We start from the raw sequence: 17,889 nt of genomic DNA, 5'->3' as shown, positions 1-17,889 counted from the left end.
TTACCTCTACCTCTATTACATCTAATCGTCAGCGACACATTTCCCGTATGCGGGGGTACTCGCCTGCAAACTCACTTCGCGGCATCGGATGGAGCGGCGTTTCAGCCATTCCGAGCTTATGCTCGGATTGCTGATTGCCTACAATCCCCCAGCCCTCGTGATCATCATTAGCATCCAAAGCAAGTACTTTAACTATCCCAAAATGTCTCTTTGGAACAAATCTACGGACATCCAACTCAAGAGATGCATCAGCCGGTAGCGTTTCGCGTGTGCAATATAATGGACGGTTGTTATTGTCAAAGAAGGCTACAAACAAGCGTTGTGGCTGGCTTGCGGGATTAATTATGCGTACTACCGTGTTTGAGCCACCGCGTAAATCGTAGGCGCCGACGAGATACGAACTTGACGCGTCAGGCGTTGGGGTCGGCGGACTGGTGAGTATTTTCGGCGCAAAACCGAGAGTGACTCCGCCCATCAAGACCAAGCGTTTGCCGTCAAAGCGTTCTTGAGAAATATGGACTTCACCGGTGAGTCTATTTTTGGGTAATACCGTCCTTGCGCTGACCAGTACCTGTTCTCTCGGTTTTAGCTCAAACGGTACGTCAAAACCGAACTTATCGAGCTCGACCAGCCACTCGGCAGGCGCATTGACGCGTAGTCGTGTACGAATTGGAAAGTCGTGGGGATTACGAACATAGAAGTTTCGGCCGAAGTTGCGTCCCCTGCCGGTTTCAATATCAGAGTAATTGCGATGGGTGACATTATTATCAGTCGGGGTGATTACATCGACAACGGAGCTTGCGCGAGAGTTAGCCGATATACTGTCCTGCGGTGAGTCGACTATCGCCAAGAGACAAAAGTGGTTTGGACGTGCCGGGTCGAGGGATGGCGCGGGAAAATCAAACACAACCACCTGTCCGGCATCGGCTCCAGTTCCTGCGACCGTACTACCGGAGTATGCCAAGTTAGTTATCCCGCAGTTGGGCGTTGCAGTTCCCATGCAATTGAGTGGGTGCCACTCGGTAGTATCGGCAGAATTACCGGGGAACGCCGTCCAAAAATCGCTCGGTAGCGGGGGCAGGGCGGTACCGAATTGTGACCAAAGTAATTTCACCGTTACTGATGTTGCTGCCGCCGGGCCACGATTGCGCACCCGAACGTAAACACGATTCACCTCGCCGCTGATACCACTTGGCGTTTCATCCGGGAAAGCATCGAAGTTTGCTGCCGTCGGAGCCATCGCTTCATAGGGCGGCTTATCTACTTTGATATCCATGCTTTGCCAGTGACCGATAAATCCACGGGTCGGTTCAAACGATGTATTGCTCGGCTGTTCGGTATTGCCCCAATCGAGGCGGTTGTCGCGCAAAAATATATCGACACCGGCGCGGCCGCCCTGGGCTGAGGGTGCCGCCACTCGCACCGCTTCAAAGGCATTGACGCGTCCAAAACCATGTGTCGCATGACCAGCCGCTGGACTGCTGAAGCCATTAGTATCTGCATAGCTCCCGGTCGAATCCTCGATGCGATCAGCGGTGTCTTGAAGCAGTTGTTGGACTTGAATGCGAGTGAGAGTCGGACTCGACGAAAGCACCAGACCGCCGATGCCGGCAGTCAATGGTGTGGCAAACGACGTACCATTGAAGCAGGCAGTATAGTCACGCGCATTCGCTGGCGGTGGCCCAGCCTCGACAGTTGGACAATTTCCGCTGGTTGCATTGTTATTGTAACCAGCCGCCCCGACCATATCCGTGGTTGTCGCCCAGAGCGTACCACGACCAGAGGTCACGGTCGTCAAACCTGCGGAGGGCGCAAGCAGGTCCATACAATTACCAAAGCCGCTAAAGTCGAACTGATCGCGGTTGGTTGCACGACTTATTGCAATCACACTTGCCAGCGACGAAATATCTGGGTTTACACCGATACAGTCATTAACGTTGGGATTATTCATGGCGAAAAATACCACACTGCCGAGTCCACCGCGCCCCAATGTTGCCGCGTTATTGATCGCCGTCACCTCAGCCGCAGTAACCGGGCCGCCTATCGCATAACCCCAACTGTTTGTGATGACTGCCGCACCCGACTGTTGCGCGTAGCCAAACGCGAGCGCGTTTGAAAATGCCCCTGACGCGCCACCAATGCGAATCAACATGAGACTACAGTTCGGGCAGCTACCGGTTACCCCCAGCGCGTTATTGCCCCGCGCAGCCGCTGAGCCAGCAACTGCGGTGCCATGCCGTCCAAAATTGGTATCGGGGCCTGTAGGGTTATTATCACCGCAGCCTGCTCCCGGGGTGGCGTCACAAGCCGTAAAATCCCAGCCATTGATGTCGTCGATGAGATTGTTTCCATCATCGTCAGCACCATTTGGGACATCGACCGGATTCACCCATAGATTCGGAGCCAAGTCAGGGTGATTGAGATCGAACCCGCCATCAATCACGGCTATCACAGTTCCCGGCGCTCCTTGGTTAATGTCCCAGGCCCAGGAAGTGTCGACATCGGCGTCGACGGTGCCGCCAGATTGGCCAGTGTTACGGTGATGCCACTGATTAGGGAATAACGTATCATTTGGAACCGTTTCCCGAACCTCAATCGGTCGAATAAAGTTCGGATGCGCGAATTCGACGAGTTCCTTGGCCTGTTGATAACGGTTCGCCATTTCCAAGGCGTCAGCTTCAGAGCCACTAGTCACGGTCAACAGGTATTGATTTTCTGCATAGGGATTTTTCATCACGACTGCCACCGCATTATCGGCATTAAACTTTTTTATGGCCTCCGGTTTTGCATCGGGACGAAATTGAACTACGAATTCGTCACTGAGCAGCATGAAAGTTTTTGAACCGGCCGGTGAAACCACGAAGCCCGCCTTCCCAATCGACTGATCGGATCTTTTGGGCAATTCTCGCGATAAGTTAACGATTTCCTCACGATTCATGCGCCGCGGAAGCGCAAAGATAAGCAATCCACCATCGTACTCTTTCATGAGCGTGAATTGCATTGCCAAGCCTATCTTTTTTGCGGCGTCTACTCTGCCCTCACGCGCCAACACAGCAATGGCGTTGTCGACGATCTCGATGGGAATTTTTTTGTCGAATGTAAAATAGTAATCCCCTCCGGAACTCGACGGGGTCTTGATTACTGTGCCGCTGGGCTCGCTGCTCAGAATAGGACCCGGAGATTTGTCGGGATGGATGCTACTGAATATTGTGCAGGAGGAAACCAGGATGGATAGCAACAAAACCGGTAGACGGACCATCATGGCCTTTCCTTTGACATAAATGATAAATAAGAATCAATGCTAACAAAGTTCTTCTTTTCTCGGGCGTCAGCGCCCTTACGTTTTACGGGATACCGCCAAAAGCATAATTTCTGTATCAGCACGTCATCGATTAATACTTTCGGATTGACAGATTCGTTTCTATATTTTTCTTTAAATCCTATGTAGATAACACCGCCCTCCTGGTGCTCCAGTCTATACAGGAAAAAACTCAAGCAATCTCTCAGGGTTGTGTCTATATATATTAAATAGCATGGATTTAGAAGAATACAAGGGGGTTTGTGTACGTCAAGTTGAGAGCATTTGGCGAAAGGGGCGGCAACAGATAGGCTGAACCTAACACCACTGCGTCACATCTCGACTCTACCCGTTTCGTGAGCTGATCCCTATCCCTATATTGGAGAGCACGACGACAGGGCGGTTTTCAAGATGCGGATTGAATAACCGCTCGCAGCTCACGTAGAAGTTGTTGACATCCACCAGGGCGAACACGCGCCCATGGCCAGAAGCTGCTTGTGCCACGCTATACCGCAAAGGGCGATACCGCGCCAGTCACGACCCCCCATACCTGCAATTCATCGTGCTCCTGAAAGCAGAGGGGCGGGTAGGCGGGATGCTCCGCATGCAGCTCCTTCACTCTTGCACCGAAAATAGCAAGGTTTCACTTTCAGTGATAAGCCCGTCTTTCGTTTCGGTCACCACTTTCCAGCGATATGTTTCACCCGGATCCAGGTTTTTAATGCTGACGCTGGTCGGCTCACTTGAGCCCTGATAGTGAAGCCAGCAAATCACGACAAGGATGAGAGCAAGTAACAGCGCGAACAGGGATGCTCTGCGTTTATTGGCAAGGAACAGCACCAGCGCAAGCACCAGCAGTATCACCACTAACACGATACAGACAACAGGCGATAAATGTTTCACTATTGCAGGCGGCAGAATGTCATCCAGCGGACTGCCATCCGTACCTAATACTGTGCATTTGTTGAAATCAAAGCGTTCAGCGCTCTTCCAGAGGCAATGGTAATGTGTGACATCAATCTCTACCGTGCCAGGCACTGGCGTCCACTCAAAATCGACCTGATTCCCCGGGACTTCGCCGTTGCGCGGCGGGTTGGTCAGTTTGGGTGGCGCCAGCACGATGCGTTGATCCAGTTTTTGTGATTGCAGGTAGGTTTCTGCAAAAATGGCGTCGCCCGTTGCCATGACATCCTGAATGCAATTTTCCCGACGCGGAACATCAACCAGACCAGCGCAAATTTGTTCTGCTTGCGCTTTTCCAATTGGGGTAATTGGCGCTGTCGGTACGGGTACACCCGGTTGCGCTGGCGCCAAGCAGTTTTGTGCCTGTGAAACGGGCCAGTCGGGCACGACGAATGAATCCGGGGTTAAGCCGGGCTCATAATGAAACAGTGACGTCGTTGCATCGACACGCCAGGAGTCGGCGAATGTTTTATATAAATCGTGGTGCCTTTGCGCGAGGCTGGCGGGACGCGGTCCCAAAAAATCGCCGTTCGATAACATTGGCAGCCAGTTGTTTGGCGCAATCGCACCCATGATGCCTTCGGTCGCACGACCGTGATAAACGTTAATGTTCATGTAATGCAACTGATGGCGTTCCCAAAAGGAAGGGGTGACGGCGATGCGTGTGCCGCCTGGAATTTGCACTTCCAAGCCGCCGTTGTCGTTGGTGGGGACAATGCGACCGCCCTTACTCAGCGCAATAGCGTTAGTACCCAGCACGGTGGGTTCACCATCAACTCTTAGCTGCAGGCGAGTCGATTTAATAGTTGGTTTGGGAGTGTCGAATTCACCAGTTGATGGTGGATGTAAAATGGGTTGATAGGTAATGACATGATCACCAACGCGCATGGCGACGGCGGTATTCAGACTCACACAGGAACTCAAACCTGTATGGGCATTGGCTCCCAAAGGTCCGGCGGTCGTCACGGCGGATTGGCGAGCCTGTAATTCCATACCCGGATCGCGCAGCAACACAAATTCACCCGTGCTTTGAAAATCGTAATTCACACCATCAACCGTTCGAATATGCGGGTCGCCTTCCGTGTTCGGTGCGCTGCCCACTATCCATCGTTCAATGGTTTTAATATCGGTTTTGCTGAGTGGTGGGCCACCGCAGGGCATGAGTCCAAACGGACAGTCCTCATTGGAACCCGCAATGTTGTCTGGATCGTAAGGGTGCTGCAGATTACCGTCGTCGGTAATACGTTGATACATACGACTGCTAGCCAGGTTCGTCGCATCGACGCTCGTGCATGTCACGACACTCGGATCACAGGCAGGTGCACTAATGAGTCTTCTGGCCTCCCTGAGCGATTTCCATAGTCTGCGTTCGCCGGCTGCCGGGACTTCGGCTTCCGATAAATCAAAGTTTGCCCAGGGGTATTTTCTCACCGGTGGGTAGTTCAGCCCTCCATGACATTCGATACAGCTCTTGTTGAATATGCGTTGAATGTCTGTGTAAGTCGGTGGGTCATCTGCATCAGGTAGTTTGTCAAGCGCAAACTCTGCCGCAACTAACGGCATAATCTCGGCACAGCCTGAAACACCGAGGCTTTCACTTAAATCAGTTCGAAATGTTTCGTCATAACTGGTTTCGATATTAAATTGATCGGCGAATGAGTAGGTGCGTGATCTTCCGCGTACGCCCAGCGACCATTTATCGACGGAGACACCCAATGGTTCAAGAAAATAACGATACAGTGAAATATTCTCGGTATTGACGTCGTAGTCTTCACGATCGACATAAATTCCGCCCATCGCAGTTTGGTCAGACGAACCGCCCCCACTATCGAGCTCAATAATGCTACTCGTGGGTCGACGGAATATTTCCTGACGCAACTGGCGTAGCCTTAAACTTGCAGTACTGCTCGGGTCTGTCTCGGGAACAATGCCATCCGTGTTACTGATATGCATGTCAATCAGTCCGACGGCTGGGTCTGCACCGGGTGAATCATCGACGTATACATCCCCATCACGATCGAGGTTCAGTTTTTGAATATCGGCTTTACGACGCGAGATGCTGGCAGCACGCCGACGTGTGTCATCGAAGACGTCATTGAAATTCATCCCGTTTCGAGCTGCAAAAAAGGGTGGGACATCAGTGATACTCGAAATCGTCTGGGTTGAGGTGATATCTGTTCCGCCATTTACACTGATGCAACCCTCCGCAATCGCAAGCGCAATGGGTCGAACGTCAATGGGCACGTTACCCGTCGCGTGGTAAGGGGGCGTCATTTCATCCACGATGCGTTGTGGATTAAGGTCCAGATAAAGATTGTTAAAGAAATTCGTCCCGCGACCTTCGTCTGGGTCGAATCTGATACCTGTCCCCGTATCTGAATGGTGTAACACCACAAAATCATTATTTCGAGCGACCCTTGATGGGGTGGCGTTAGGCGTTAACCTGTCGAACGTATAATTAACGGTGGTATCGACGACTACTGTAGGAAGGGGTTCGCTTGCGACATCTGGAAAAGGCGGGTCAAAATTGAAACGGATGTGGCCGTCATTTGGCCCACCTTCAGTGCCGGGGGTGTCCCAGCGCGTAATTCTATCTTGAGGTCTGACTACATCAGTCACCCACGGGGGCTGAAGTGCAAGTTGCTCGATCACCGCGCGGACGTCTTCATTGGTTTGCCAGCTCCATAAATTCATTAACTTTCGAAAGGTCGCGGCCTCGATCGAACCTTTGTAAATGCGGTCACGATTAAATGCCAACATCCCTCCCCAGCTATCGTAGGTATCCCAGTTTGGTTTGCTTTTAAACTTGACTGAACCGATGGGATTTCCCGTTGTTCCGGGTGTGGTGCCTTTGTTGCGCACATTTCGGGTGGAGTGACAGGCGAAACATTTAGGATCGTCTTCGGTAACCTGCCGTTGAGGTCTTGCTTGAAACCGAAACACGCCTGGACTGATTTCATCCATGTCGGGTATTGGCTTAATCACGATCTCGTGAAATCGAAAATTCTTTTGCGAGTCGTCCCACTGCATATATTCAATGGCATTCGGGTGTGCACCTGGGAAAGACGAGTGCTCGGCCAGGCCAAGCGAAAAAGCTTGCTCTGAATCTTCGCTGACCAGCAGTATTCGAGGAAACTCACCCGTGCCGGTCTGTAAACTTTCTGATCGCGTCATCAAAATCCAGTTTTGTCTGAACTCTGCCGGCAGGGCGGCAACGAATTCCGCCAGCGTATTGACGTTACTGCCAGCACCTGTGAGATAAGTATTGATTCCCCCAGGAGTTAAATCAGTCAGGGCAGCAATGGGAGTATCTAACGTGAAATTCGCACGCACCGATCGCATTTGATCCATTGGAACAGTACATGTAGCCGTCGTGCCAGATGACGCACAATCACCACCCCATCCAGCAAAACTGGAACCGGCATGATCCCTCGCCGTCAGGGTGATCGATGTGGTTGAGGCGGTATTGCAACTAGTGCCGACAGTGTCCGTATCCGTTGCCGGATTGGTGCCAACAATACCGCACGATATGCCGTCCCCTTCAATCCAGCCTTTTCCAAGACCTGTTTTCATGACACGAAGATCTGCCGCATACGTGCTACTTGCAAAGCAAAAAAGTAGCATGGCAAATAATTTTGAGGCCATGTGCTGAGCGAGTTTCGAATTAGTATTTACTGAATCATCTCGCTGTTTCACTTTTTGTCTCCATCCCTGGGTATAGGGTTGCTATTGATATTGATATTTCATTTATAGATGAGAATAAGGATAAAACAAGCTGGGGATAAGATAGAATTTCTTGCACCCTTTACAGTTGATAACATATTTTATCAACTGTAAACTAAGCTCATGAATTCGCTCATCCCAAAACCTCAAAACTCGGGTATTTCCGATCTGGCATCCACAGCGGAAGTACCGATGCTGACTTCCGCCCAATACCGCCAATTGAGCGAAGTGCCGTCGGCAATTGAATGGTTCGCCAATATCGACAATCCGCAAACGCGGCGCGCTTACGAAAACGACTTGCGCGACTTCATGCAGTTTGTCGGCATCCAGCAACCGGAGGATTTTCACACCGTCACCCGATCCCACGTTTTGGCCTGGCGCAAAACGCTGGAAGTGCGCCAGCTCGCCGGCGCCACCATCCGCAGAAAACTGGCCGCGCTGGCTTCCTTGTTCGAACATTTATGTGAATCCAATGCAGTGACCCACAATCCGGTCAAAGGCGTGAAGCGCCCGGTAGTGGAATCGCAACAGGGAAAAACCCCTGCATTGGGCGATGCCCAGGCGCGCGCCTTGTTGAGCGCTCCGGACGCTAATACGCTCAAAGGCAAGCGCGACCGCGCCATTCTCTCGGCCTTGCTCTATCATGGCTTGCGCCGGGAAGAACTTACCAAGCTGAAGGTGAAGGACTATTGCCAACCACGCCGGGGGGTGGCTCATTTGCAGGTACAAGGCAAAGGTGGCAAGATGCGCTTCGTTCCCACCCATCCTGGTACATTGACCTTGATAGAAGAGTATCTGGAAGCTGCTGGCCACGGCCGCAACCAATGCGTTGGATAACGGCGCGGACATTGCCAAGGTGCAGGAGTGGCTGGGCCATGCCAATATTGCCATCACCCGGATCTACGATCACCGCAAGACCCGGCCGGAGGATAGTCCGACTTTTAAGGTCGCTTACTAAGCAATCAATGATCTTTGTGCAATATGTGGATATTCTTGAACGCTATCGAGAAAAACACAAGAGGCCTACCCGATGGAGAGCCGTCAATTAAAGTAGCTACATTAGCTACATCATAATAAACGCAGCAGTAACACTTGCTAGTACTCCTACAATAAAACCTACTCCATGTATCCTTACAGCGTTTTTCAAGTGAAAGTACTTAAAGTCCTCAAGTAACTCTGGATCAAATAAATCAATCCACACCTTGTATGCCGTAGCGGCTTCTTTAAACAGATAAACTGCTGCCTCACGCTCACTAGGGGTGCTAATAGTCGCTTTCTCCGTTGCCGCCTCAAATGCCTTGAGCGCATTCTTATATTCTTCGGTAACTTTTTCTTTGGGCGCACGTGCACACCACTTTGTTTTCTCCTTATCGGAGAGAATTTCATTTGCTTGAGAGGACAGATTAACTGCTATCTTTTGAGCGACATCAAAACCGGCATCGACTATGAACCAAAACGCAATCTCATAATCGGACTGAGCATTCTGAGAATCTTTTGAGTCGGCTCGGGCAAGAGCATTGAGTGCCTTAGTGTTTTTTTCAGTTACGGACTCAAGTTTTATCCCCTGACGGAGAAGTTCTGCGTACATTGGTTCTACGATTTCCCTGTAGAATTTGTACGGGTTATTTTCTCTGTCCGTCATAGATTCCTCAAAGCAGAAAAAAAGAAAGCCGCGCTTGTAAACGCGGCTTTCTTATGGATGCCTTTAAAGTGGTATTATCCCAAAGACTCACAAATTATGGAGGAGCAACCGCGACTGTTCGATGATTTTTTCAGACTGCTTACGCATTTTCTCTGGGTCGAGAGATACCGATTTTAATTTGCGACCAAGCTTCTCCTCAATCGCTTCTTCCATCTCAGCGGGAGTGTGGAACTGGTCCAGTTTTTTTCCGACTAACTCTTCAAAGCCTTTTCCCAAGAAATACGATTCTTTAGAAGGAGTAGTTCTCATTTAATCTGTGTCCTCTGACTTGTTCTGTTATTACGCTGATCGATATGGTTGGGGACGATAAGCCCAACTAGACATTCGCAGTATAGCAGATCATTCAATCTGTCAAGATATTTTTTTTAATGCCCAAATAACTCCCTTCTTGGCTATTAATGCCCAACCCCTCAAAAAGGTAAAATTAGCCCCAATCGCAGACAATCAGCAGGAAACAGTCTGGCTAATATTGCCCATCCCGCCAAAAATGTAAAATTGGTTATTCTTACCCGACCCCTCGAACAGGTAAAGTTAGGCTAACTGCGGCTAATCCCGTCCGAATACGCCCCAAACAGGAGTCACTCTTTTTGGTGTGACGGTAGTTTCAAAGCTGCTTCCTTTGCGGGGTTGTACGCCCGTTGCGGCAAACCCGCTTCCATGCTGTGCGCGGGGCGGGCTCTATGTGCTTCGCACACCGGGCCTGAAGTCCCGGCCATCCGGTAACGATCCCTTTTGCAAACCTCCTCATAAAGATTTTCGCGTCCGCGAAAATTTGCCCTAAGCCGCTCCCTGCTGTCACAGATCACGCCAGCCGCCTTCGGCGGTGCGCTTTGCCTGTCATGGTCTGTGAGCCGTCATCCCTTCGGTTGCCGGCCGCATCCCCCCTGAAAATCTTCTACCCGGCACGCGCCCATTCCTGTTGCGTCATCCCCCCATAAGCGCCCCCAATCCTCTGCGAGGGGGAACTTGTGGGGGGATAACCAAAACGCAACAGGAAAAGGCGCTAGCTGCTTTTCCGTATTAAAGGCACAAAAACCGAAAGGGGTCCGAGCGAGAGGATCTATTTTTAACCCTTAATCGCGAGGAAACCCAAATATGAATACCACCACACCAGACCTTTTTACTCTTGGCGACAATGCAGCGCCCTACGCATTGAGCAATGATTACGACGTTATCGCGCACGCGCTTGCGATTGTCGAAGGAAAACTACGCAAGGCCGGCGAGGTATTGAATTCACCAACACTGGTAAAAAACTTCTTTACTTTGCGGCTTGCGCAAAAAGAGCATGAAGTTTTCGAAGTGGTGTTCCTCGATTCCTAAAACCGCATGATAGCGGTTGAGTCGATGTTTACCGGCACACTGACCCAAACCAGCGTATACCCCCGCGAAGTATTGAAACGTTGCCTTCACTATAACGCTGCCTCTGTACTCTTTTGTCATAATCACCCTTCAGGAATTGCTAAGCCAAGCCAGGCCGATGAGGTTTTAACCAAGAACCTAAAAGACGTGCTTGGACTGGTGGATGTCAGGGTGCTCGATCACATCGTTATTTGTCATGCGCCGACTTGGAAGCCATATTGGCCAGTGTAAACTTACTTTAATATATTGAATTATAACGATTCCAAAAATTCCTCAGGTTTGGGCTTAGAACCCTTTTTACTGAGCACAGGGGCGCGTTGCCTCATTAAGTAACGTAACCCCCCGGCTTTGCCGGGGACTCCGAAAGGTTTGACCTTTGCGTCGGTCGGGGGTTGTGTATGGAATTGGATAGGCCATATGATCAAAGTAATTATTTACAAGAGAGATACTTTGGAGCTGTAGCCTCACTCCGCCGCGAAGCGGCTCACGGTTTTGAGACCCCTTTGAGGGGTTCGCCCAATAAACCGCCAGCTTTGCCGGTGGTAATTTAATTTGAATTGCTGCCGCCATCCATCCTCGCATCGACCTGTAAAACTATTTTGTCGATCTGATGGCGCAGGGCAGACCATGCATTCAACTGGATGAGCGAGATACCGGATCGGGTCGGGCAAGTGCCGAGATTTCTGTTCCGGTCTCCATTCCAGCTTCCATCTTATAAAGCCAGGCGAGCAGTTCCGCTACCGCGCGGTAGAGCTGCGGTGGGATATACTGGTCCAGATCTATTTGCATCAACAGGGATACCAGGTCGGCCGATTCGTGCACATAAATACCATGGGCTCGCGCTTCGCTGATGATGGTTTCGGCGATGAGCCCGCGGCCTTTTGCGACAATTTGCGGCGCCGTCCGGCCGGCGCGATAAGCCAGCGCCACTGCCACCCCCTGCACCTTGGACGGATCGGGTTTATTCATCCAGTTCGACCCCCATTCCGCGCAGACTGATGCCGGCGGAATCCAGCCCGTTCGCGAGCGGCGTCGCACCCGCCCGTAGCATGAACGCCGTAACAGGGCTCGCCGTGGTAAGTCGTATTTCGACTCCACGCGCGTCAAAGCGCAGGTTGGCCGAGACTCGACCCAAATTAGGCATGGTCAGATTCAGGCAGGTTTGCCAGGCGGCGTGGGCATTGCCGGGTTCATCGGATTCATCAAACTCGCCGGGTTCGCCGGTATCCGCGGGTTTTTCCTCGAAAATCTCCCATTCGATCTTCTGGCCGGGCCAGGCCACGCCCTGCCAGGTGATATGGCGTGTTTCGAAAACTTCCAGTTGCTGCCGCACCAGGGCTAAAGTATCGGGATGAACCGGCGCATTCGCATCGGCAGCATTATCGCGTGCCATACCGGTCATTACGGATGCGTTGGATTGGGCGGCTGGCTCGGGCAAGCGTGCTCTCAACCCGAATAGCGGCGCCTGCGGCTCCAGCAGCAATTCCGCCAGCGGCCTTTCACCTGCTATCCATTGAGCCTGATGGGATTCGTAGAACAGGCCGCTTTGGCCCAGCGTGCGGGCCAGAATCGCAGCCAATTGAACACCATCTGCGGGCGGCGCCGCAAGTAGCGGAGCAGAGCCGGATAACGTTGTGAGGCTGCCTGGAGGGGTCGAGCGGTTTAACAGATCGCTGATGAAACGACCGGTCTCACTGAGTGGCGCGGAAACCGCGGCTGTAGAAGGCTCGGCCATGAGCATGAACGTGGGCCGGGGATTCCGTGAGACGAAAACCAGGTTCAGCGCATCACCCGGGCGTATATCCGCAGGCAACCTCATATGCAATAGTTGGGCATCCGCCATGCCTTTTGCACCTACCGTCACCAGAAACTCGCCGTTCGGAAGACGGGATTGTACTGAAGCTCGCAGATGACGCCCCGCTTCGAGTCCCGCCAGGAACGCGGTGTACCCTGGTTGCCTGTGAAAGGATGAACCACTGGCGTGGACTTGAACTACTTCGTTGAGCAGATTGATCGCGGACATATCGAGGTTTTCTCCCCTGGCCTTTATTTTTTATGTCTCTATATGATCTGACAGAGGTAGGTCGGGCTCTGCCCGACGATTAAATTGTATCGGGTAGGTCGGGCTCTGCCCGACGATCGTAAAAATGATGTCGGGCGGAGCCCGACCTACTAGGGACGCGTGACCATCATCGAGCCTTTTCCTGGTCCATATCTTTATGGGTTGCGCTTTGCTTTACCCATCCTTTCGTGAAAGCGGTGGCAGCAATTTGGAGCATGTTCAATTCCAGCGTGCATTCTCCAACCACCGGGCCTGGCCGTCTCTACGTACGCGTGTCGTACGCTTGATGTACCCGCCGGGCCATTCCGGCGTTGCCAAGCAAAGTCTGAACGCTTTTCATCCAGGGCTCGGTGTGCGTTCGTATCTCCGCATCGTCGGCCAGTATCTTGTGGATCAGCTCTACTTTTTGTTGTTGCATATCGGCTGTAAGCCGAACCGGCGGCGCCGCTCGGAGTTGCGTCACCACGGCGGCGCAGCGATGCTCCAGCATTTCCAGTTTTTCCCAGTCGCTGGCGCGGGCAGCCTTCACCATTTCGCCGGTAAGATTGGAAATCGATTGATACGCGGCGATTTTTTCTGCGCTGTTCATCACGCTTGACCGAAATCGTTGGCGGCTCTGGAACCTGGCAGAACTGAGGAATTGATCTGGTCGGCACTCTCATCGGGCGGTATGCGCGAACCAATCGCTTCCCAGGCCTCACTCAACTCGCCAAGGAGGCGGGCCACTTCTTCGATGTATTCAGGTTTGTTATGCAGATTGGCCTCCAACAGGCGGCGGCTCATATACTCATACAGCGCATTCAACTGTTGGGCCAGTTCGCCGCCGGCCTCAACATCGAGGCTGGCTTGCAGGCCGGAACTGATAATAGCGATTGCCTTGGAAACGGCCTCTCCCTTGGCAGTGATCTGGCCGGTTTTCATATGCGCAAGGGCGGATGACAATGCAACATGCGCGCCCTGAAACAGCATCAGGATGAGTTTGTGCGGATTGGCTGCGATGACTCCGGTCTCGAGGCCAACGCGGGCATAGGCATTTACGCCGCAACGGGATGCTGAATACATATCGAATGCCTCCTTCGGCAATTATTTTTCGTTCAGGAATTGTTTTTCGGCAAAGTGGCCAGTTGCTGGGTTAGAAACTGGCTGGTCTGATTCAGGCTGCTAAGCATCGTATCCAGCGCAGTAAATTGCGCCCGGTAACGCGCCTCGATCGTATCCAGGCGCCGAAGGAACGCTTCCTGGCGGCGATCAATCGTCTTGATGCTTTCGGTGAGTCCATCGACACGGCTCGCAAGGATGCCGTCAGTGGTCAGCAGATCTCCCGCAAGCTTGTTCAAGCGGTCGGCGGAACCGCGTGAGAAATCCACCATTCCACGCGCGCCCAACAGGCCGCCTTTGATAATGAGGCTCAAGCCTTCCGACGCCGTGCCGGCTGACGCCGTGAGTGTCTGCCCTGTTCCGAGAGCGGCCACGCCATTGATGGTGCCGGCTACATCCGCACCTACTGTGGTTATCGGACTTGCGCCAAGAAGATTGCCGGCGCCATTGCCGCCGGTAACAGTGACACTGGATGCGGAACCGTAGCGTGCCGAGGAGATGGCAAGCACGCCGCCGGATTGCGAAACTACAACCGAGCTGCCTGCCGCTGTCAGGCTGGTGGCGCCATTCAACTTGCTTTGCACCTCGGCCGCCAGCGCATCGGCCGACGCGTAAATTCCCGCCGCAAGCGTGACGCTGGCAGCCACCCCATCGACCGTGATATCGATTCGATCATTGACGCCGGCGGTAATGGTCAGCCCTGCTGCCTGGCTGCCGGTGAGGCTGCCCATGGTAGCCAACTGCGCGATTGTCACGGCATAGTTTCCGGCGGATGTCTTGCCGGTTGCGCCACTGTAGGCGATCAGGCTATCGGTCGATTTGCCGTTTGCGGCGAAGAGGCTGGCGATCTGGTCGAAGCCGGCATCCATTGCAGTCTGAAGCCGGGTGGCATCCAGCGCCAGGCTGCCGTCTTTCTGGAAGGCGACGCCGATTTGCGACAACGAGGTAAAACTGCCTGCCGCACCGCTCGTGCTTCCCGTTGCGGCCGATACCGTGGCGCGGAGCCAGCGCTGGATGGACAACGCTGCCGAATCTCCCTGCAACACCCCGCCCTTTTTGGCCACCGTGTTGTACGTACTGAGGTCTGCGAGTGTCTGATTAACGGCATTGAACGATTTGACGAACGCCTCCACCGATGCCTTGACGCCCGTCGTATTGCGCGACACATCAAGTATGGTTGGGGTGCCTGCATTGCTCTTGAGCAGGTTGAGTGTCACACCCTCGATCGCATCGGTAATCGTGTTCGAGTTCTTGCTGATGGCGATTCCGTCGATCTGGAATTTGGCGTCCTGCGCCGCCTGGACTTGTGTGAGATTCTTTCCGGTACCGGCTGCAGCGGTCGGATCGAAAGCAAGCTGAGACAGACCGGCATTATCCAGATCCACACCGTCGTCGTCGCTTGCGATGATCCTGATGCTGCTGGCTGCGCCAGCATCCTTGGCCGTCAACACCAGCCGGTTACTGCTGCCGTCGTTGATGATTGTCGCGCTAACGCCGATATTGGCTGCATTGATCGCGTCGCGCACCCCCGAAAGCGTATTGTTGGCGGGGTCGATGATCAGCGTCTGCGCGGGTTTTGCGTTATTCAGCGTAAAAGTGTTCAGGCCGCTATCATAGTCGCCATACTGAATGGTCAGGGTGCCGCTGCCAACCGTACTGTTGGTGCTGGCAAATCCCTCCGAGCGGATTTTCTGTTGTTGCGCCAGTTGCTGCACTTCCACCGAGTAGCTGCCCGGTACAGCCTTACCCGTGCTATTAGCGATAGCAGTCAGTATGGAAGTATCCGCCACACTGGCTGTGGCAGCCTGGAATCTGGCGGGATCAGCGAGCCCTTGCATCGCGGTCTGGAATGCAGCCAATGCACCCTTCAGCGTCCCATAGGCGGACAGCTTGGCCTGATAATCGGCTTCGCGGCGGTCCAGCAGCGCAAGGGGTTGCCGTTCGACCGCCATCAATTGGCTGACAATGCTGTTCACATCCAGATTCGAGCCCATGCCTGGTGCGGTGATGCCCATATCTGCCTCCCGTTTGTGCTGTTAGTCAAATTCTGGCCTCGGAGGCCGGTTAAACTTTCGTGTTCAACAGCAGGCCTTTTAAACGGCCCAGTGCCTTGGCCAGGGCCAGCATCTCCTCCATGGGGATCTGCCGCACTAATTCCTGTGTTGTGCTATCGATGATCTTTACCACCACTTTGTCGCTCTCGGCGTCAATGCTGAATTCCAGTGTCGAGATGGCTGGCTGGCTGATTTCCTGCGCCATTTCCTTTGCCGGTTGCACACTTGCCGGCGATAGCGCACGGTCCAGGCGGTTTTGTACTTCCCCGGACGTCGGCGTCAGGTTGCGTTCCAGCGAATTTACGGAGACAACCGCGGCTTGACTACCAGCTCCAACGTGCTTGATTTCCATGGGGGATTCCAGAAGGGATTGAAAAAGGAAACCCGGGGCGCCGCCCCGGATTCCTTCACAACAAACTTTGAGTCAATTTCGCTGATCGAAAATCCGATAATTCCTGTTAGCCTCTCAGCAGCGCCAGCACGCTTTGCGGAAGTGCATTGGCCTGGGCCAGCATCGCCGTGCCTGCTTGCTGCAGTACCTGGTTCCGCGAAAGAATAGCGGTTTCAGCGGCAAAATCGGTATCGACGATACGACTGCGGGAGGCAGCCAGATTCTCTGCGGTGGTTTGCAGGTTCGAAACCGCCGATGAGAAGCGATTCTGATATGCGCCCAGGTCGGCACGGGCCGCATTAAGCGCGCTTAATGCGGAATCCATTGAGGCGATGGCAGTTTCAGCCCCTGCAGTGGTGCTGATATTCACTCCCGCAAAACCAGTGACGGTGGCTGTTGTCGCCGCGGTCGTGGCGGGTGTAAGGCTGGTTTGAATAGCGGTGGCCGTGCCGCCCACGATGGTGCTGCTGCCCGAAGTGTTGGTCAGCGTCACCATGCCGGTCAGCGCGTCAGCGGCTGCGGTAACGTTGGTTGTACTTGACACCAGGTTGATGGCTGCTGCGACATTTGCGCCCTTGGTTATGGCATCAGTACCGAGAGCAATTGCGCCCACATTGGTGCCGTTGATTGTGAGTGCATTCGCGGCCAACGCCGTAAAATCTGTGATGGTAGTAGAGCCGGTAACATTGGCGGTGGTAGTGGTGCTGGTACCCAGGGACGAGCTTTGTGCATTGACCAGGCTGGTGATGGAAATGGTTTCACCCACGTTGGCGCCGACCTGGAATGCCTGATTGGTAAAGGTGCCATCGAGCAGTTTGATGCCGTTGAACGCGGTCGTTGAAGCCACCCGGTCGATTTCGGCTTTGATCTGCTGCACTTCGTTGTTGAGTGCGGTACGGTCGCTTACGCTGTTGCTCGCATTACCCGATTGCACGGCCAGCTCACGGATGCGCTGCAGGTTATTGCCGATTTCGCCCAATGCGCCTTCAGCGGTCTGCGACATCGAAATACCGTCGTTGGCGTTGCGGACAGCCTGGTTCAGGCCGCGAATCTGCGATGTCATGCGCTCGGAAATCGCCAATCCTGCGGCGTCGTCCTTGGCGCTGTTGATGCGCAGTCCCGAGGACAAACGTTGCAGTGTCGTGGCAAGCGCGTTTTGCGAACTGTTAAGATTGCGTTGCGCATTCAACGCAATCACGTTGGTGTTGATAATTGCAGCCATGTGAATCTCCTTGACTA

15 protein-coding genes and 1 pseudogene are annotated in these 17,889 nt (G+C 53.2%); 4 read left to right on the top strand and 12 right to left on the bottom strand.

Going from position 1 to position 17,889, the window contains the following annotated elements; all coding sequences use genetic code 11:
* Positions 1–28: 28 nt before the first annotated feature.
* The 3 genes and pseudogenes from BLP78_RS11335 to BLP78_RS11320 form a co-directional block, all read right to left on the bottom strand.
* Positions 29–3,262 (bottom strand): S8 family serine peptidase, encoded by a 3,234-nt coding sequence (locus BLP78_RS11335; protein WP_090459303.1) that lies wholly within the window; start codon positions 3,260–3,262, stop codon positions 29–31.
* Between the two features lie 414 nt (positions 3,263–3,676).
* Positions 3,677–3,802, bottom strand: a pseudogene (locus BLP78_RS11325) (hypothetical protein); the annotation flags it as partial.
* 111 nt (positions 3,803–3,913) lie between these two features.
* Positions 3,914–7,957 (bottom strand): InlB B-repeat-containing protein, encoded by a 4,044-nt coding sequence (locus BLP78_RS11320; RefSeq protein ID WP_143002946.1) that lies wholly within the window; start codon positions 7,955–7,957, stop codon positions 3,914–3,916.
* A gap of 150 nt (positions 7,958–8,107) precedes the next feature.
* On the opposite strand from BLP78_RS11320, the gene BLP78_RS11315 reads away from it, so the two are divergent.
* Together BLP78_RS11315 and BLP78_RS16280 are read left to right on the top strand one after the other, a co-directional pair.
* Positions 8,108–8,821 (top strand): tyrosine-type recombinase/integrase, encoded by a 714-nt coding sequence (locus BLP78_RS11315; RefSeq protein ID WP_256330239.1) that lies wholly within the window; start codon positions 8,108–8,110, stop codon positions 8,819–8,821.
* A gap of 19 nt (positions 8,822–8,840) precedes the next feature.
* Entirely contained in the window at positions 8,841–8,942 is a 102-nt protein-coding gene (locus BLP78_RS16280; protein ID WP_371128879.1) for a hypothetical protein, read from the top strand.
* A gap of 105 nt (positions 8,943–9,047) precedes the next feature.
* Here the strand turns inward: BLP78_RS16280 and BLP78_RS11310 are convergent, their stop codons facing one another.
* A complete protein-coding gene (locus BLP78_RS11310) occupies positions 9,048–9,626 on the bottom strand; it encodes a hypothetical protein (protein WP_090459298.1) in 579 nt (192 codons plus the stop codon).
* 87 nt (positions 9,627–9,713) lie between these two features.
* Positions 9,714–9,935 carry a hypothetical protein gene (locus BLP78_RS11305; protein WP_143002945.1) on the bottom strand — a complete coding sequence of 74 codons (222 nt, stop codon included), beginning with the start codon at positions 9,933–9,935 and terminating at the stop codon, positions 9,714–9,716.
* A gap of 846 nt (positions 9,936–10,781) precedes the next feature.
* Here BLP78_RS11305 and BLP78_RS16050 point away from each other — a divergent pair.
* Together BLP78_RS16050 and BLP78_RS16045 are read left to right on the top strand one after the other, a co-directional pair.
* Entirely contained in the window at positions 10,782–11,006 is a 225-nt protein-coding gene (locus BLP78_RS16050) for a hypothetical protein (RefSeq protein WP_256330238.1), read from the top strand.
* A 6-nt stretch (positions 11,007–11,012) separates the two neighbouring features.
* Positions 11,013–11,276, top strand: coding sequence for a JAB domain-containing protein (locus BLP78_RS16045; protein WP_256330237.1), 264 nt, complete (start codon positions 11,013–11,015; stop codon positions 11,274–11,276).
* Positions 11,277–11,678: 402 nt separating this feature from the next.
* On the opposite strand, the gene BLP78_RS11295 is transcribed toward BLP78_RS16045, so the two are convergent.
* The 7 genes from BLP78_RS11295 to BLP78_RS11265 form a co-directional block, all read right to left on the bottom strand.
* Positions 11,679–12,014 carry an EscU/YscU/HrcU family type III secretion system export apparatus switch protein gene (locus BLP78_RS11295; protein ID WP_090459295.1) on the bottom strand — a complete coding sequence of 112 codons (336 nt, stop codon included), beginning with the start codon at positions 12,012–12,014 and terminating at the stop codon, positions 11,679–11,681.
* On the bottom strand, positions 12,007–13,068 hold the full coding sequence (locus BLP78_RS11290) for a flagellar hook-length control protein FliK (protein ID WP_090459293.1): 1,062 nt from the start codon (positions 13,066–13,068) through the stop codon (positions 12,007–12,009). The genes BLP78_RS11295 and BLP78_RS11290 overlap by 8 nt, the downstream gene beginning before the upstream one ends.
* A 301-nt stretch (positions 13,069–13,369) precedes the next feature.
* Positions 13,370–13,696 carry a flagellar protein FliT gene (locus BLP78_RS11285; protein ID WP_090459292.1) on the bottom strand — a complete coding sequence of 109 codons (327 nt, stop codon included), beginning with the start codon at positions 13,694–13,696 and terminating at the stop codon, positions 13,370–13,372.
* Positions 13,696–14,169: a flagellar export chaperone FliS gene (fliS, locus tag BLP78_RS11280; RefSeq protein ID WP_090459351.1), complete on the bottom strand. Its 474-nt coding sequence runs from the start codon at positions 14,167–14,169 to the stop codon at positions 13,696–13,698. The genes BLP78_RS11285 and fliS overlap by 1 nt, the downstream gene beginning before the upstream one ends.
* 32 nt (positions 14,170–14,201) lie before the next feature.
* Positions 14,202–16,220 carry a flagellar filament capping protein FliD gene (gene fliD, locus BLP78_RS11275; RefSeq protein ID WP_090459290.1) on the bottom strand — a complete coding sequence of 673 codons (2,019 nt, stop codon included), beginning with the start codon at positions 16,218–16,220 and terminating at the stop codon, positions 14,202–14,204.
* A 49-nt stretch (positions 16,221–16,269) separates the two neighbouring features.
* Positions 16,270–16,611, bottom strand: a complete 342-nt coding sequence (locus tag BLP78_RS11270; protein WP_090459288.1) for a flagellar protein FlaG — start codon at positions 16,609–16,611, stop codon at positions 16,270–16,272.
* A gap of 106 nt (positions 16,612–16,717) precedes the next feature.
* Positions 16,718–17,872: a flagellin N-terminal helical domain-containing protein gene (locus BLP78_RS11265; protein ID WP_090459287.1), complete on the bottom strand. Its 1,155-nt coding sequence runs from the start codon at positions 17,870–17,872 to the stop codon at positions 16,718–16,720.
* Between the last annotated feature and the right edge of the window lie 17 nt (positions 17,873–17,889).

The organism is Nitrosospira sp. Nsp1 (assembly GCF_900100985.1).
In the GTDB taxonomy this organism is placed as follows: Bacteria; Pseudomonadota; Gammaproteobacteria; order Burkholderiales; family Nitrosomonadaceae; genus Nitrosospira.
The sequence above is the reverse complement of the archived record's forward strand: the minus strand, read 5'-3'. Positions and strand labels throughout refer to the sequence as shown.

What these genes read in the sequence shown, in the direction of transcription:
- BLP78_RS11335 (WP_090459303.1), bottom strand. Translation starts at nt 3,262, where the DNA reads ATGATGGTCCGTCTACCGGTTTTGTTGCTATCCATCCTGGTTTCCTCC.
- BLP78_RS11315 (WP_256330239.1), top strand. Translation starts at nt 8,108, where the DNA reads ATGAATTCGCTCATCCCAAAACCTCAAAACTCGGGTATTTCCGATCTG.
- BLP78_RS11310 (WP_090459298.1), bottom strand. Translation starts at nt 9,626, where the DNA reads ATGACGGACAGAGAAAATAACCCGTACAAATTCTACAGGGAAATCGTA.
- BLP78_RS11305 (WP_143002945.1), bottom strand. Translation starts at nt 9,935, where the DNA reads ATGAGAACTACTCCTTCTAAAGAATCGTATTTCTTGGGAAAAGGCTTT.
- BLP78_RS16050 (WP_256330238.1), top strand. Translation starts at nt 10,782, where the DNA reads ATGAATACCACCACACCAGACCTTTTTACTCTTGGCGACAATGCAGCG.
- BLP78_RS16045 (WP_256330237.1), top strand. Translation starts at nt 11,013, where the DNA reads ATGATAGCGGTTGAGTCGATGTTTACCGGCACACTGACCCAAACCAGC.
- BLP78_RS11295 (WP_090459295.1), bottom strand. Translation starts at nt 12,014, where the DNA reads ATGAATAAACCCGATCCGTCCAAGGTGCAGGGGGTGGCAGTGGCGCTG.
- BLP78_RS11290 (WP_090459293.1), bottom strand. Translation starts at nt 13,068, where the DNA reads ATGTCCGCGATCAATCTGCTCAACGAAGTAGTTCAAGTCCACGCCAGT.
- BLP78_RS11285 (WP_090459292.1), bottom strand. Translation starts at nt 13,696, where the DNA reads ATGAACAGCGCAGAAAAAATCGCCGCGTATCAATCGATTTCCAATCTT.
- fliS (WP_090459351.1), bottom strand. Translation starts at nt 14,169, where the DNA reads ATGTATTCAGCATCCCGTTGCGGCGTAAATGCCTATGCCCGCGTTGGC.
- fliD (WP_090459290.1), bottom strand. Translation starts at nt 16,220, where the DNA reads ATGGGCATCACCGCACCAGGCATGGGCTCGAATCTGGATGTGAACAGC.
- BLP78_RS11270 (WP_090459288.1), bottom strand. Translation starts at nt 16,611, where the DNA reads ATGGAAATCAAGCACGTTGGAGCTGGTAGTCAAGCCGCGGTTGTCTCC.
- BLP78_RS11265 (WP_090459287.1), bottom strand. Translation starts at nt 17,872, where the DNA reads ATGGCTGCAATTATCAACACCAACGTGATTGCGTTGAATGCGCAACGC.